This is a genomic window from Sorangiineae bacterium MSr12523 (assembly GCA_037157775.1).
GTDB lineage: Bacteria > Myxococcota_A > Polyangia > Polyangiales > Polyangiaceae > Pendulispora > Pendulispora brunnea.
In genome coordinates this window covers 12,786,356-12,800,397 of record CP089982.1, presented here as the reverse complement: position 1 = coordinate 12,800,397, position 14,042 = coordinate 12,786,356, and the positions used below count along the sequence as shown (strand labels likewise).

At 63.4% G+C, this 14,042-nt stretch carries 14 protein-coding genes; 1 reads left to right on the top strand and 13 read right to left on the bottom strand.

Annotated features, from left to right (window positions below):
- Positions 1 to 122 precede the first annotated feature (122 nt).
- The gene (locus tag LZC95_50910; GenBank protein WXA94719.1) at positions 123 to 587 is read left to right on the top strand and encodes a hypothetical protein; all 465 of its coding nucleotides are present in this window, start codon (positions 123 to 125) and stop codon (positions 585 to 587) included.
- Positions 588 to 591: 4 nt separating this feature from the next.
- Here the strand turns inward: LZC95_50910 and LZC95_50905 are convergent, their stop codons facing one another.
- The 13 genes from LZC95_50905 to LZC95_50845 all read right to left on the bottom strand — a co-directional run bounded on the left by LZC95_50905 (position 592) and on the right by LZC95_50845 (position 14,016).
- On the bottom strand, positions 592 to 1,233 hold the full coding sequence (locus tag LZC95_50905; protein WXA94718.1) for a tetratricopeptide repeat protein: 642 nt from the start codon (positions 1,231 to 1,233) through the stop codon (positions 592 to 594).
- Entirely contained in the window at positions 1,230 to 3,359 is a 2,130-nt protein-coding gene (locus LZC95_50900; GenBank protein WXA94717.1) for an urea transporter, read from the bottom strand. The genes LZC95_50905 and LZC95_50900 overlap by 4 nt, the downstream gene beginning before the upstream one ends.
- Positions 3,356 to 4,729: a hypothetical protein gene (locus LZC95_50895; protein WXA94716.1), complete on the bottom strand. Its 1,374-nt coding sequence runs from the start codon at positions 4,727 to 4,729 to the stop codon at positions 3,356 to 3,358. Before LZC95_50895 ends, LZC95_50900 begins: the two co-directional genes overlap by 4 nt.
- Positions 4,726 to 5,799, bottom strand: coding sequence for an ATP-grasp domain-containing protein (locus LZC95_50890; GenBank protein ID WXA94715.1), 1,074 nt, complete (start codon positions 5,797 to 5,799; stop codon positions 4,726 to 4,728). Before LZC95_50890 ends, LZC95_50895 begins: the two co-directional genes overlap by 4 nt.
- Positions 5,796 to 6,056 carry an HPr-rel-A system PqqD family peptide chaperone gene (locus LZC95_50885; GenBank protein WXA94714.1) on the bottom strand — a complete coding sequence of 87 codons (261 nt, stop codon included), beginning with the start codon at positions 6,054 to 6,056 and terminating at the stop codon, positions 5,796 to 5,798. The genes LZC95_50890 and LZC95_50885 overlap by 4 nt, the downstream gene beginning before the upstream one ends.
- Positions 6,057 to 6,081: 25 nt before the next feature.
- Positions 6,082 to 7,233 (bottom strand): tetratricopeptide repeat protein, encoded by a 1,152-nt coding sequence (locus LZC95_50880; GenBank protein WXA94713.1) that lies wholly within the window; start codon positions 7,231 to 7,233, stop codon positions 6,082 to 6,084.
- A 56-nt stretch (positions 7,234 to 7,289) separates the two neighbouring features.
- Positions 7,290 to 8,222 (bottom strand): hypothetical protein, encoded by a 933-nt coding sequence (locus LZC95_50875; GenBank protein ID WXA94712.1) that lies wholly within the window; start codon positions 8,220 to 8,222, stop codon positions 7,290 to 7,292.
- Positions 8,219 to 8,818, bottom strand: coding sequence for an RNA polymerase sigma factor (locus LZC95_50870; GenBank protein WXA94711.1), 600 nt, complete (start codon positions 8,816 to 8,818; stop codon positions 8,219 to 8,221). The genes LZC95_50875 and LZC95_50870 overlap by 4 nt, the downstream gene beginning before the upstream one ends.
- Before the next feature lie 33 nt (positions 8,819 to 8,851).
- Positions 8,852 to 10,123, bottom strand: coding sequence for a hypothetical protein (locus LZC95_50865; GenBank protein WXA94710.1), 1,272 nt, complete (start codon positions 10,121 to 10,123; stop codon positions 8,852 to 8,854).
- Between the two features lie 12 nt (positions 10,124 to 10,135).
- Positions 10,136 to 11,227 carry a hypothetical protein gene (locus LZC95_50860; protein WXA94709.1) on the bottom strand — a complete coding sequence of 364 codons (1,092 nt, stop codon included), beginning with the start codon at positions 11,225 to 11,227 and terminating at the stop codon, positions 10,136 to 10,138.
- Between the two features lie 169 nt (positions 11,228 to 11,396).
- A complete protein-coding gene (locus tag LZC95_50855) occupies positions 11,397 to 11,999 on the bottom strand; it encodes a hypothetical protein (protein ID WXA94708.1) in 603 nt (200 codons plus the stop codon).
- A 218-nt stretch (positions 12,000 to 12,217) separates the two neighbouring features.
- On the bottom strand, positions 12,218 to 13,471 hold the full coding sequence (locus tag LZC95_50850) for a glycoside hydrolase family 88 protein (GenBank protein WXA94707.1): 1,254 nt from the start codon (positions 13,469 to 13,471) through the stop codon (positions 12,218 to 12,220).
- Between the two features lie 107 nt (positions 13,472 to 13,578).
- Positions 13,579 to 14,016 (bottom strand): GNAT family N-acetyltransferase, encoded by a 438-nt coding sequence (locus tag LZC95_50845; GenBank protein ID WXA94706.1) that lies wholly within the window; start codon positions 14,014 to 14,016, stop codon positions 13,579 to 13,581.
- Positions 14,017 to 14,042: the final 26 nt, after the last annotated feature.

Genomic DNA, 14,042 nt, shown 5'->3' with positions numbered 1-14,042 from the left:
CTTTCGCGGCCAGTCCTCCACGCACGCATACAGACGCGCTCACGCACCGTGCGTCCATGCACGCATGGATCATCGTTGCCTCATCTCGACATCGGACTCCGACAGTTGCATCCTTTATGGCAATGAGCCACGTCAATGACTTGCTGGCCCAGGCGTTGTCGCTCCCCGATGATGAGCGCGTCGAGTTCGTGAGCAAGTTGCTCCTGCTCGAATCGGGCTTCACATCGGGGGGGCGCGGCGCGGGCATTTGGGGCCTTCTCACGCTGCTTGAAACTCTGGTCGAGCCGGTCCGGCTTGGCGCTTTTCGTTGCAAGGCGACCGCCGCACGCATCGAACGCATTTTCGGGCAAGATGCCGCGCTGCTTGGCATTTATGCGCAACAGCTGGGCCGCTGGAAGAACGAGCCCCTGACCGAGAATCAGTTCGAGGAGGTCGAACGACTGACCAGCGTGGTGGCCAAGTCCCGCAACGTCGTCTCGGCCATTCTCGAATTGGCACGCGAACTCGAAGCGGGAACCACCGCGAGCGCCCTTGAGCGCATCGAGCAAGTCGTCAATGGCGCGCGCTTCGACCCCGGCATCTCGTAAGTCCTTACTCCGTTGCGCCGGCCGCCGATAGGCCTTCACGCGCCAAAGTGTGCTTGGGCGCCACCTCGAGGATGCGTCGGAATTCGCGAATCGCGTCGCCGGCTTTCGACGCCTTGAGGTACGACCAGCCCAACCCGGAGCGAATGTCGATGTCGCCCGGGTACGCGTCCGTGATCTTTTTGTATACGGTGGCCGCCTCGGCGTAACGACCCAGGTTGTAATACGCAAACGCCAACTTGGCATTGGCCGAATAATTGTTCGGATCGAGCTTCAACGCTTCGCGCGCCGTGCTCTCCACGTCCGACCAGCGCCGCATCGCGATTTTCGGCGCCAACACGCCGAGGCGGGACTCGACCGAACGCGGCTCGAGCGCACTCGCCTTAGAATACGCGTCGACCGCCTCGGCGTGCCGCCCCAATTTGTACAGCAGCCAGCCACGCCGAATCTGCGCGACGTAACCATTGCGGGCCCCGGCCGGAAGTGCGTCCATTGGTAGGAGGGCATCCTGCAATTTGCCCACGGCCTCGGCGTCGTACGAACGCTGGAAAAGCTCCTGCGGGTTCGGTTGCGGGTCTGCTCCTGCGGGAACGACGCCACTGAATGCGCACCCGAGAAGCATGAGGGCAAACCATCTTTTGGCGCTCATGATGTCTCCTTGTTCAATATGTTCTCTTCTTCGATCGAATGAACGCTATCCGCAGGGGCTACCCGCTCGGCGCGATGCGTGACACCGCGCACGGTCAGCTCGATGGAGATGGGCCCCTCCCCGCGCGCGAGCCGCACGCGGGTCCGCAACCGAGGAACGCCGTGCCGATCCCGCCGATGCGATGCGCCGTCGATGATCAAATCGCGAGCTTCGCGGTGCATGCGGTAGATCATCTCGATCCCGTCGCGGCGAAGAAATGGCGCCACGAAGTCGGCCAAGATGCGCAGGGGGAGCGAGCGCCATCGTTGCGCGGGCAACCGATCCGTCCAGCGGAGTGATTCGTTGCACTCCAGCGGCACACGCGGGAGTGCCGTCCGCAGCAGGTGCACTACCGAGTGCGCGTCGCCCACGGCATCGAAGGCCGTGAAAAAGTCGTCCGCTTCTCCGTAATAGAGGGTGGCCTCGCGGTCCTTCGATTGAATGCGCAGCCGCCCGTACACGTCGGCGTCGCACACCACCTGCTCGACGTCGGTTCGCCTGCGGTAGGACCAGCAGGCACCGTGGGAAAGTCCCAGGTACGCGCGCATTTCCTCGTCCGGCTCGAGGTTGCGGGCGGCCGCCCCTTCGCTGGGAAGGAGCGTGCGCTCCACTCGAAGCGCGTCCGGCGATACGGTCACCACATCGTCGAAGCGGCATGGAAGGGTCGGTGCACCGAGCTCCGGCTTCGCCTGCAACTGAAAATGCAGGTGCGGCTCCGGGGAGCGCCCGGAATTGCCGGCGAGCCCCACCACTTGACCACGTGCCACCCATTGGCCCACCACGACCTTGACGCTGCCGCGCGCCAAATGACCAATGAGCGAATACAGCCCCGGCGCATGATGAACGAGCACATGATTGCCCCAGTTGCGGTCCAGATTCACCTCGCCAATGCCATTGTCGACGATGTTCGATTCCGCGGAGACCACCGTGCCCTCGGCCACCGCGAGAACCGGCAATCGGTAACAATGAAAATCCTCCGGGCTGGTTCCCGCGCCCGCGTGAAAGCGGCCCTCGTCGTCGACGACTTGAAAATCGAAGGCATGCCGCCACGGCCCTTTGTGGGTGAAGGCGCCGTCGACGCCTTGCGTACACACCCACGTCCCTCGATAGGGAAGCCGAAACGAGATGGGATGAAGCGAATCGAAGCGCTCGAGCCGCGCGCGCACATAGGCGAGATTCTGCTCTGGCGTGCCCGGCAGAAAGTCCACCGATTTGGGGCTCGCATCGTGCGCGCGCCGTCGCATGGCCAGCAAAAAACCGAGCAGGGTCACGTTGAACGGCAGAATGAGCGCGGGCGCGCCGAGGCGCCCGAGCGGTGCGAGCAGCGCCACGGCCAGCAGCGCCGAGACCGCAGCGCCGAGCAGCGCGAGCGCGAACGATGAGGGCGACGGAACGAAGAATACACCCCCCAGCGCCATGGCGGTAAGAACCGCATTGTAACCGAGCACGCTCATGGCCACGCCACCGAGCCAGGGCATCGCCCCGTGAAGAACGTAGACCATGCCGAACGAAAGCATCGCGAGCAACGTCGCCATGCGACTGTGAAGCAAGAGCGCGAGCAGGATGAGCAGCCCCGCATCGAGCCGCGGCAGGAAAAAAAGCCCGCCCAGGCTTCGAGCAAACTGGGCCATCACGGAATCTCCCACGTCCGGGGCGTGGGCCGCGGGAATGAGGCCAATGAAACCTGACGTGTTCAAAATGAAATAGAAGACGAGAAGAAACGGCATCGAGAGCGACGGCAGATTGGCCACCCCGCCCAGCAGCGACCGCAGCGCGCTCGTGAAGAGCACGCACGCGGCCGCCGCAATCACCGTGATGAGCCACGCCAGCTCGGTCGCCTCGAACGACTGCCCGATGCCCAGACCGACGAGCAGTGCATTGTAGCCGTAGGAGCCATCCTCGACGGCGTCCTTTTCCAGATCGAAGAGCAGCGCAAAGCCATTGGCCGCGCACGCGGCGATGCCGCCGAAAACGAACGCGCGCGGATTGACCGTCGTGGCGAGCACCACCAGCAGACCCACCACGGGCGACCGTGAAAAGAGGATATGCGCATAGATCCTCGCGAACGATTTGGCCGTGTCCTTCACGGTCCTACGAGCCAATCCGGGACGGCTTCGACCGTGGTGAAGTCTTCCAGCTTCTCGGCCCTGCGGATGGGTGCCACGCGTCCGCCCTCGCCAATCATGACCACCGCCGGACGAAGGGCGATGAACTGATGCCACTGCGTGAGGTTGTACGCACCGACGTTGCGGAAGACGACCTTTTCCCCCACCGACACGGCGGGGAATTGAATGGTGTCGCGCACCACGTCGATGTTCATGCACAATGGGCCGAACATCACGGTGGGCTCGAGCATGGCGCCGAAGTCCTGCGCGGGCACGACGTCGTGCTTGTACCAAAACGAGGTAAACAGAAGGTTCACCCCGGCATCGAGCACCAAGCCGCGCCGCCCATCGGGCAAACGTTTTTGCGCCTCCACGCTGGACACGAGGTAGCCGGCGTCGTCCACCAACGCGCGACCCGTTTCCAGCACCAACGTGGGAAGCTCCTTGGCCGGGCCCTCGAGCTCCGCCAGGCCGTCACAAATCGCGTCCGCGTAGCGGGCAAACGACGGAGATGCCTGCTCGCCGTGCAGGTACTGTGCTTTGAGCGTGTTCTTCGAGGCGAAGCCGCCGCCGAGATCGAGAAAGGATAGGCGAATCCCGTGTTCCGAGCGGATCTCGTTGGCCAGGCGGGCCATTTTGGAGGCCGCTTTGCCATAGGCATCCGGGTCCAGGACGAACGTGCCGATGTGGCAATGCAGCCCAATCAAATCGAGCTGATCGCCGCTCACCAGGCGCGCCACGGCCTCTTTCGCTTGACCGGTTTCCAGGTTCAAGCCGAATCGGCTCCAGGAGGAGATGCCCTCGATGGTCATGTTGACGCGAATGGCCACCTTGGGGCGCAGATTCATCCTGCGCGCCAAGCGCTCGATGCGCGCCAATTCATCGAAGTTGTCGATGTGCACGATGGACTTGCCCGCAAGGGCACGCTCCAGCGCCGCGTCGGGTTTGTACGGCCCGTTCCAATGGATCCGGTCGGCGGGCACGCCCGATTGAAGGGCCTTGTCGTATTCGAACGGCGAGACCACCTCGGCAAAGGCGCCCTCTCGATGGAAGGTGCGGCAAATGGCCTCGAGGTAATTCGTTTTGTACGACCAGGCGATGCGCACCCGCGCCCAGCGCCGAGCGAACGCCTCGTGCAATTCACGGTAACGGTTCACCAGGGTTCGCTGGGAAAAGACGAACAGCGGTGAGCCGTACTCGCGCACCAAATCGTCGACCTTGACCCCGTCGATGTGGGTGAGCGGGCGCATGCCTTGTGGGTGCAAACGCCCGAATTTGTTCATGGCCCCCATTTGGTGGCGCACGATGGCCGGCGGCTCGTAAATAGGTTGCGACGATGCGGACTGGGTCACGGTGCTTCTCCTCCTCGGACGATTTCGCCGGTGGTGACGATGCTTTGAAAGTCGCCGATGCGCGCCACCTGGTCGATGGAGATGCGCACGAACATGGTGCCTACTTCGTAGTCGGGAATCGGATCGACCCGGCGCCCGAGCGCCAGCTCCACGGTTTTGCGCGGCAGGTTCATTCCCGCCGCGACGCTGAGGTAAACCCACGCCGGGAAGCGCGGATTGATCTCGATGACGTGGTACTGCCCTTTCGCATCGCGCATGGCCTCGATTTCGAAGGGCCCGCGCCACTTCGTCGCGCGCACGAACGCGCGGCCGACGTCGACCAAGTCGGAATCGCGCACGGTGATGCCGGCCCACCCCTTCCCTTTCTCGGTGAGCAGCATTTTCTTCATGGGAACGGCGCCCACCAAATCGCCGGCCCCGTCGCCCACACCGACGAGATCGAGTTCTTCGCCCGCCACGTACTCCTGCACGAGCACCGGCACGCCCCAGGTGGCCACCGTATGATAATAGGCCGCGAGCGCCTCTTCGAACGTCGTCGCGAGCGATGCGCCGTAGAACGTCCCCTTGACGTAGAATGGATAGGGCACCCGCTCGTGAATCCGATAAAGATCGTCGGGGTCCGAGATCATCGCCGAGCGCGGCACGCGAATGCCCGCACGCTCCCGCAGCGAGGCCAAATTCACCTTGGAACGAAGCTCCAATTGTTCGCGCGTGGGCAGGCACATGGATATCCCCATGGCGCGAAGGCGCGGCTCGAGCGCAATGAACGAGGGCAGCTCCGCATCGAGCGTGGGGATGATCACGTCCAACTCGAGGCGCCGGTGCACGTACTCGAGCCGGGACAAGAAGGCCTCGATTCCCTGCGAGGGATACGGAATCATGAAGACGTCGCCCACGATGTCGCGCGCGTAGGCACCGGGGTCGAGCGCATCGTAGGCCAAACCGACGAGGCGATCGTGGCCTCCGGCAGCGCGCAGCGATCGAATCACGCCCACCCCGGGCGCGGGATTGTCGGTGGCGTTGAGTCCAGTGACGGCGATGGTGAGGGGGCGCGCGCTCATGGGGCTCATGGGACATTTCCTTCGCTGGCGGTCAGGCCGTGCTGAGCCAAAAGGGCCATGAAGTCGCCGACGTCCCGCGCGGGATCGCCCGCCCGCACGTCGAAGCGCTCGCTCAATTGCCGGGCAATTTGCTCGCGCGAAAGGCCATCCTTCAAGGCGCGGAGCACGCACAACCCCGTCGCATTGACGGTGAAGGTCGAGCCCGAAACAGGGTCGAAAACGAAGCCGGTATCGCTCGTGGCAAGCTCTTTGATTCGTGATCCCACGTGATTGATCCTTTCTCGAGACTTTTCAAAACGACTTCGAGAATGACAAATTGACGAAATGCGCGTCGCTCGAAATACCCTCCAGGACTTGGAGGCGATTCGTCGCGTATGAAAGTTGGACGCGCAGCCCCTGCCCCGCATTCCACGTTCCTCCAATCCACCAGCCCCACGAAATCCGTTCCGGAATGTTCGCAATGATGCGCGCATCCAAATACGCTGGGCGCACCTCGTCCCCATATTTGCCGCCGGCGGCGAGGCTTCCCCATGCGCGCTCGAGCATCAGGGCAAGCGAGGGAGTGGCCAGCCATCGTGCATTCGTCCTTTGCAAGGCTGCGCCGGGTTCCACGCTGAGTCCCCAGGACAATGGGATCTTCCAGGAAGGGGCGGCGCGAAACACGTTCATATCGTCGTACATGCTCAGCGATGCATCGAGACGCACGTCGCCCAATGCACTCCAGCGGGCGGAAAGTCCTATATGGTGCGACGTACCGGAGAATCCGCTTCGGTCGAAGACGGCGACGTAATGAGCTATCGCACCTAGCTTTTTTCCCGCATACCCGAGATCGAAGTACGCATCATGTTGTTCCCAAGAGTCATAGTTGCGCTGCGTGCCAAAGGTGTAACGATACGCTCCGCCCGCGATCCACCCCTCGCGGTGCGAGAGGTCGAGCGACACGATGCCGCTTCCTCCGTAATCGCGAGTCGTATGGCTCGGATAGAAATACGCCGAAATCGCGAGACCCGCTGCGGCGCTCAGGACCGATGTCGTTTTGGATGCGCAATACGCCATACCGTCGCGCGCGGAAGGATGTTCCGGCTCGAGCTCCAGGACCGCGAGAAACTGCTCGCGGGCGATATCGCACGATCCCAGGTAGGCGAGCGCCCAGCCGAGTCCCGCACGTGCCCCCGCCGCGCGCGGCGAACGCTCCAAGGCCATGCGGTACGCTTCTTTGGCTTGCGTGTAATTTCGTATTCGAAAAGAGAGATCGCCCAATCGCAGCACCACGGCATAATCTTGCGGATAGGCGGCCGCGATGGGTTCGAGCGTCCGAATGGCCGCTTCGAGATCGCCAGCCTTTTCCTGCGCGGTGGAGCGCGCCATGGCTTCGTCGTAGGGATCGACGGAGCTCGCTCCGACGGCCATCGCGGAGGCGAGAACAACATTCGCGACATTCACGACGTGGGAGTGCCACCACCGGCGAAAGACGGGTCAGTTTTTTTAGGGGTTGGGGATTAGGGGTTAGGGGTTAGTGCGGAGAGGCGTGCGCGCAGCGGTGCTGCATGAACACTGTCGGCGTGGCGCGCGAGAAAATCCACGATGGCCGCGCGCTCGTCGGCCTCACGCGAAAGACTCTGCAGCGCGCGGATGCGCCCATATCGAGCTTCGGCCTCCAGAGGCCCGCCACCGCCGTCGAGGTAGCGATCGAATTCGGCCAGTGCGGCCGCGGCCTCGTTGTGCGCGAGGGACAATCGCCCCAAGGACACGCGCGACGCCCGCGCTTCCACACTATGAGGATACCGCTCGATGAGAATGCGATAGGCCGCCATGGCCTCGTCCGTTCGTCCCGCCGCAACGAACATTTGCGCATCGCTCAATAGAGCCTCGGCACTGCGCTCGGAATGCAATTCGGGCTTCGCAGGTTGCAGCCGCATGGCCTCGCGATGGGATGCAGCGGGCGGGGGCAGCAACTCGGGAACCGGCTCCGGAACGAGCTCCGGTGCGGCGCTCGACATCGGCTTTCGCGCCGGCGGCGCGGACGGTGGATGCGCGACCGGCGCAGCGTTCTCCACCGGCGGCATCGGGGTGGCCTCCCGGCGGTGCATCATTTCGGCCGCGAGCACCACCAACGTCGCCGCAATGGCCACGGCCGCAAGCAGCGTCGCCACCGTGCGCCGTACCGTGGCACGGCTCCAGCGCGGAACGGGCCGCACCTCGTCGTTCATCGCGAGGATTCGCTGCGCCATCGCCGCGTCGGTCATCTCCGCGGTCCCTGCGCACGCCGCGCCGAGGCGCCCCAGATCGGCCCAGAACGCAGCTTCCTCCGCGTCGGGCGCGCGCGCGGCTTCGTAGCCCCGGCGAAACTCCGCATCGTGGCGACCGATCCGCTCGCCGCGTGCCTCCGCCGCGACAATGGCGATCCACCGTTCTTCGTCGATCGTCCTCACGGCTCATTCCTCCGAACGATGCGCTGGCGCAGCGACGCCATTCCCACGCGAATGCGGCTTTTCACGGTATTGGGGCTCACCTCCGTGATTTCGGCGATCTCCTCGACGGTGTACCCCAGCGCATGATGCAATGTGATGGCTTCGCGCTGGGGCTCGGGCAGGGCATCGAGGTAAGCGCGCACATCGTGTCCGCTCGCTTCCGACGAAGACGCAGGCGCCGTGGCCGCAGCCCACTCCAACACATCGTCGCCGAGCACCCGCCCCTCGTGCTGCCGGCGCGCGCGCAGGTACTTGAACACGGTGCGGGCGGTGATGCGGCGTGCCCACGCTTCGAGCTGCGCCTCCCCGCGGTACGTTCCCGCACTTCGCAAAATGGCCAACATGGCGAGTTGGGCCGCGTCGTCGGCATCGGCCGCGCTCCGCAGCAGCGCACGCGCCACACGGCGGACGCCCGGGAGAAGCATGGAGACCATCCACGCCTGCGCATCGCGATCCCCGGCCGCCGCACGCCGGACGGCCTCGTACGAATCCCGCGAGGGATCGTCCTCCGGGATCGAGAAGACCCGGCTGGCCGCGGCTGCGTCGTCGATGATCACCGTCGGTATGTGCCCGCGCGCACCAAAATCGGGTCACTCCATCTTCGTGCGGCGGGGCCCCGCCGCCACCGCTGCTGGCGTTCCTGAGCCCGGCAATGCCAATTGAAAACCGACACCCCCGAGAAAGCGCACGGCATCGGTCTCCACGGCCATGAACGGCGGCCCGCCTTGCGGAAGGCGATTCAACGGTACGTCGAGGCCACCCCAAAGTGCCATTGCGACCTGCTCCGTGAGCCGAAAACGCAAACCGGCAATCGGCGCAACACTGACCAGCAGATTCGTGGCGCTGGTGGACCGCTCGAATCGACTCACGGGACCGGGCGGTCCCGGCAGCCCGGGCGCGAACATCGGACCGTTGGGCGCGTCCGCCGTACGTGTAACCGTGTCGAACGTGATGCGCGCACCGACATCGAACGACCCGAGTCCACCGGCGAAGTCGATGCGGTACCCGACGGTGCCGAATGCCGGATGCCGCGAAAGTTCCAGCGATGGCTGCTCACGCAACGTCTGAATCGGCATGATGTCGTAACCGACGCCGAAGCGCAGTTGGGGAATGGGCGCCCACGCCGCGGAAAGCGAAATAGCATGTTGCCATGGCACCGAGCGACCGAAGGTGCCGCCCGCATACCCCGCCGACAACGTAAAGCGCTCGCTCTCCGAAACGCGAAACGGCGCCGCCACCCGATCCGGAGCCCGCACCTCACGCGGCGCTGCGAAAGGGGCCGGCGCGATGACCTCCTCGGACTGCGCAGCCACCGGCACGGCGTCGGCCGCGGCGGCCTCCACCGGCTCCATTGCCACGGCACGCCCCTCGAGCACGTCCATGGCGCTCGACGCCGCCACGTTCGCCACGGTCTCCAGGGCCGCCGCCGTCTGCCCATTCGGAGCGGCAATTTCCCTGCGAAACGTGCGCTCCGGCACCTCCGGCACGAGAAGATACACGACGAGCTTGTCCGCGGCCTCGGGTTGAATCCACATCACGCCGCGCGCCGACCATCGCCCGAGCAGCGCATGCGCCTCGGCCCGACGCGCCTCCAGCGATAGCTCCGGAATCCGCGCCAGTTGGAGGGTGGCCCCACCCGCACGGATGTGCGCCGCCGCCAGGCCGGCCGCCCGCTCCTCGAGCGAGCCTCGTGCCGATTCGGGCGCCATCAACACGAGCACGGGTCGCTCGGACGGATTTTTCTGCACACCACGAATGGATTCCGCGCGCGGTGCATCGGCCGTCGCTATTCGGGAATGAAATGCGATTGCCAAAATGGCCATCGCGGGTTGACCCCAATGACCGAGTCGCACCGACGGCATGCCGGCAGCTTGCTATGTTAGCCCCACCATGTCCACCTCCGCCGGTTGGTCGGAAAAGGCTTGACCGAACTGCTGCATGATGGCGATCAGCGTTTGAAACGCATTGGCCACTTCGCGGGCGCGTCCGCATCCGGGGATGGGAATCCACCCGAGACGCTTACACAGGAGAAACACGTCTCCTTCATCCGATGCAGCGTCCGCGGCGATCACGTCCGACCAGGGGAACGAGCGGCGCACGCCCCCCTCTACGAACTCGTACCGAAGAAAGCCGTGCGTCGGCGTCAGCACGAGCGCCTTGGTGAGCTGCAACGCGCCGCCGCTCCCCAGAACGCCGAGAATCCGCGCATTCATCTCCGATGCCGGCAGGGCCTCCCGCACGAGCTTGGCGCGCTTCGCGGAGACTTCGCCGAGTGTCACCTCGTCGCCGGCGAGCGGCGAAAATAGGCTATTCAACGCACTCGCCACGTCGTAGGCCGGCGCGGTATCGATCCATCGAACCTCATCGTAGAGGCGCTGGTACGCAAGCTCGCCGAATGCCGACGGATAGGATTCGTGCGCCGGTGCGCCGAGTGGCGCATTGTGAAGCGCGGACTGAATTGCCCAAGCGATGCGGAGAAAAGACGATATCCCGACCACGGTGGTCACGTCGAACACGCCGCCTTGAATGCCACGCACGATGAGGTGGGCACCGCTCGCCAGCGGTCGCAGTTGAACACCCCATTTGGCGGGATAATACGAACGGCCGCCGCGGGTCGTGTACCAATTCCAATTCAGCCGGCGCAATGCCAGCGTGCCCTCGAGTTGGTCCAGCGTCCGCGCAAGCATCGCGTCGCTCGAACACCACGAGCCCTGCGCCGGCAAGAACGCCGCCGGTGCGGGTGCTCCGCAGGGCAGAATGGCATGGTGCTCGCCCGGATGGACGTGCAGGCCATCCATCGGGCCCTTGCTGTGACCTTCGGCATAGAAGTGGCGACCCGTACCATTGCGAAACAGGTACTCCGCAACCTCCCCGCGCTCCTCGTTCACCGCAACCAGGGCAGCACCGAAGCGCTCCGCCTCGGCGATGACACCGAATTTCCGGTCCAATCGCTCTTTGAAATACATGAATCTCAGCCCGCGCCGATTTTTGGCGAGGCTGGCTATTGCCATATTGCGCCGATCGCGTCGAGCACCTTTTCGACGCCCGCCGGTACAATTTTCTCGTGAGAAAAAGCAGTTCTCACAAGTACGGCGCGCGCTGACCGACTGGAACCAGCGCGCGCCGCGCTACCCGTTACTTCTTCGGCTTTTGGCCTTTGGCCCAACCCACGTACTTGTTGAAGTAGTCCAGGCTCTTCTTGTGGCCAATCTTGCCGTTGATGCCCGAGGAGTAGAACCCTCCATCACCGTCCGAGATGCCCACATGGCCCCATTGGCTGATATTCCAAAAGACGAAGGCGCCGTAAGGAGCATTCTTGTTCTTGTGAATCGTCACGCTCTGCCAATGCTCCTTGGCGTCGTCATACACGTAGCGGGTGCCATAGGCATGCTCGACCGCCGTTTCGCAGTAGTGCTCGTACTCGGTGCTGCCGACGTGGTTCTTCATCCACTTGACCGCCTTTTTCTGCGCGTCGGTAGCCGCGGGCGCGGCCTCGCTGTCGGCCTCCATCGCGTCTTCGGAGACGAGAGGCTCGGGATCATTTTCGCTGGTGTTCGGCTCCTGCGAGGAAATCCCAAGTTCGGCGAGCGCCTGCTCCGCAGCGAGATCCGTCGACTCCGCGTCCTCGTCACCGGTTGCTGCGCAGCCCGGTGCAAACGCGAGCGCACACGCTCCTGCGAGCATCGTGACGGCCAGCCATTTCGACGTATGTAGCGTCAATCTCGTGGGTCGTTTCATGTGCGCCTCTCTCCTGTTTTAGGGGGATGGTTGGGGTGTAGACTTTCGGAGATAGAGCACGTGATATGCCATTATCGATTATTTCGACAACGCACCCATTTTCCTCGATATCGTGATTACGCGACGCTATTGCGCAAAATGGCGCTCATGTAGAACTGCACATTTCCACGTCCACGGGTGGATCGCCCAAGTGAGAAGGAAAACCGCTCGAAATGTCGTTACATGGGCGACGTGGGGTGGGCCAATTGCTCGTTCATGATGAGCACGGCACCGAGGCCATGAAGATCGTTCGTGGCCCGCGGCCGATTGAAGTAGTACGACACACTGCCACCCGCTCCCGTGCCGACACAGATTTGGGTGATGTTGGTCAATCCGTCGCTTCCCACGTTCATCCGTGCGAGCACGCCCTGGTAGCCTTTGCTCGCCACCGTGCCGAAGCGACTGGGCACGTATCCGCGCTGCACCGCGCGCGAGGTCGCATACGTGTACATCGCCGAACACGATGTCTCCGTCCAATTGCCGGACACGCTTCCCTTGTCCACCACTTGGAACCAACGGCCGCTCGCCGGATCTTGGTACCGTTCGAACGCCGTTACCAAGTTGGTCACGTTGGTAAGCAGTTGCGCCCGGCGCGGGTGATCCGTGGGAAGAATCTCCAGAATATCGATGCTGGCCATGGCATACCACCCCACGGCCCGGCACCACTTTTCCGGCGACAGGCCGGTGGTGGGGTTCGCCCAGCTCTGCGTCTTGGCCTCGTCGTAGGCGTGGTAGAGAATCCCGTCCGTGGCAATCAGGTGCCGGCCATAGATGGCGAGTTGATTCGACGATTCGTCGTTGGCATAGGTGGATTCACCCACCGTTTGACCGTACCGAGCCACAAAGGGCGCCACCATGAAGACGCCATCGGCCCACAATTGATGACGAAAATTCGTCGAGTGCCAAAAACCGCCATCCGAGATGCGCGGGTACGTCTTCAGCCGATTGCGAATTTGCGTGGCCGCCGTGCGATATTTCGCCTGGCCCGTCTCCTGGTACAGGGCCAACACGACATTGCCCGACTCCATGCTGTCCAAGTCATTGAAGGCATTGTTGATGTGCCCATTGGCGTCGACGAAGCGGTCGACCCATTGTTTGATGTATTCGAGGTAGCGCGGATTGTGCGTGCGCTTGTACACCAGGTACTGGCCCCACAAATACAGGCCTTGCGTGTACCCCCAGCCGCCAAATGACGAAGGCGTGAAGCGCTTCATCGTCGATTCGACGATGGCCACCGACCAGTCTTCGGGCGCCGCCAGGTCGGAAATTTCGGAGAGCGCCTCCTCCTCCGAATGGGTCACTTCCTCTGCAGCCCTGTCTTCACCAGCCCTGTCTTCTCCAGCCCTGTCTTCTTCAGGAAGAGCACAAGCCGCGGCCGCGAGCGACGCCCCGAACGATGCATAGAGCGCAAAGCGACGAAGATGCACGATCATCGGTACCCTCCCTTTCGAAGAAATTCTCGAGATGGGGCGGCACTATAATGATGGACATCATTTCAATCAAGACGCTCGCGGCGCGGCCTGCCCTTCCTACCGATTCGCTACCTATTTGCGAGGTCCTTCTTCATGAACAGGCGCGCATTCCCCGGCGGATTGCTCTCGATGCGGCCAAATACCTCGTAGCCGGCGTTTTCATAGAACGCGGGCGCGTGAATCATCATGGTAAACAGCACAGCCTTGGCGCAGCCACGCCGCACGGCCTCGGCCTCCGCCATGGCCAATGCGCGCTTGCCATGGCCTTTTCGGCGCAGCGACTCCGGCACGAAAAAATAATCGACGAAAAACACCCCCAGCGATGTCCGTCCCACGAGGCCGCCGATGACCTCCCCGGTCGCCTCGTCCACGATGTGCACGTCCAATGGCGTAACGTCGGAAATTCCCGTGCGCGCGTCATTGTACCGATCGAGCCGGTCGTTGATGAGGGTGCGGGCCTTTTCGTCGGCGACGTCCGTCAGGGTCAAGGTAACAGAGTGACTCATTTCGAAGTTCCTATTCGTTTGGATTC

Bases quoted from the DNA above. Each gene is read 5' to 3' on its own strand.
- LZC95_50910 (WXA94719.1), top strand. From the start codon at position 123: ATGAGCCACGTCAATGACTTGCTGGCCCAGGCGTTGTCGCTCCCCGAT.
- LZC95_50905 (WXA94718.1), bottom strand. From the start codon at position 1,233: ATGAGCGCCAAAAGATGGTTTGCCCTCATGCTTCTCGGGTGCGCATTC.
- LZC95_50890 (WXA94715.1), bottom strand. From the start codon at position 5,799: ATGAGCCCCATGAGCGCGCGCCCCCTCACCATCGCCGTCACTGGACTC.
- LZC95_50865 (WXA94710.1), bottom strand. From the start codon at position 10,123: ATGCCGTCGGTGCGACTCGGTCATTGGGGTCAACCCGCGATGGCCATT.
- LZC95_50860 (WXA94709.1), bottom strand. From the start codon at position 11,227: ATGTATTTCAAAGAGCGATTGGACCGGAAATTCGGTGTCATCGCCGAG.
- LZC95_50855 (WXA94708.1), bottom strand. From the start codon at position 11,999: ATGAAACGACCCACGAGATTGACGCTACATACGTCGAAATGGCTGGCC.
- LZC95_50850 (WXA94707.1), bottom strand. From the start codon at position 13,471: ATGATCGTGCATCTTCGTCGCTTTGCGCTCTATGCATCGTTCGGGGCG.
- LZC95_50845 (WXA94706.1), bottom strand. From the start codon at position 14,016: ATGAGTCACTCTGTTACCTTGACCCTGACGGACGTCGCCGACGAAAAG.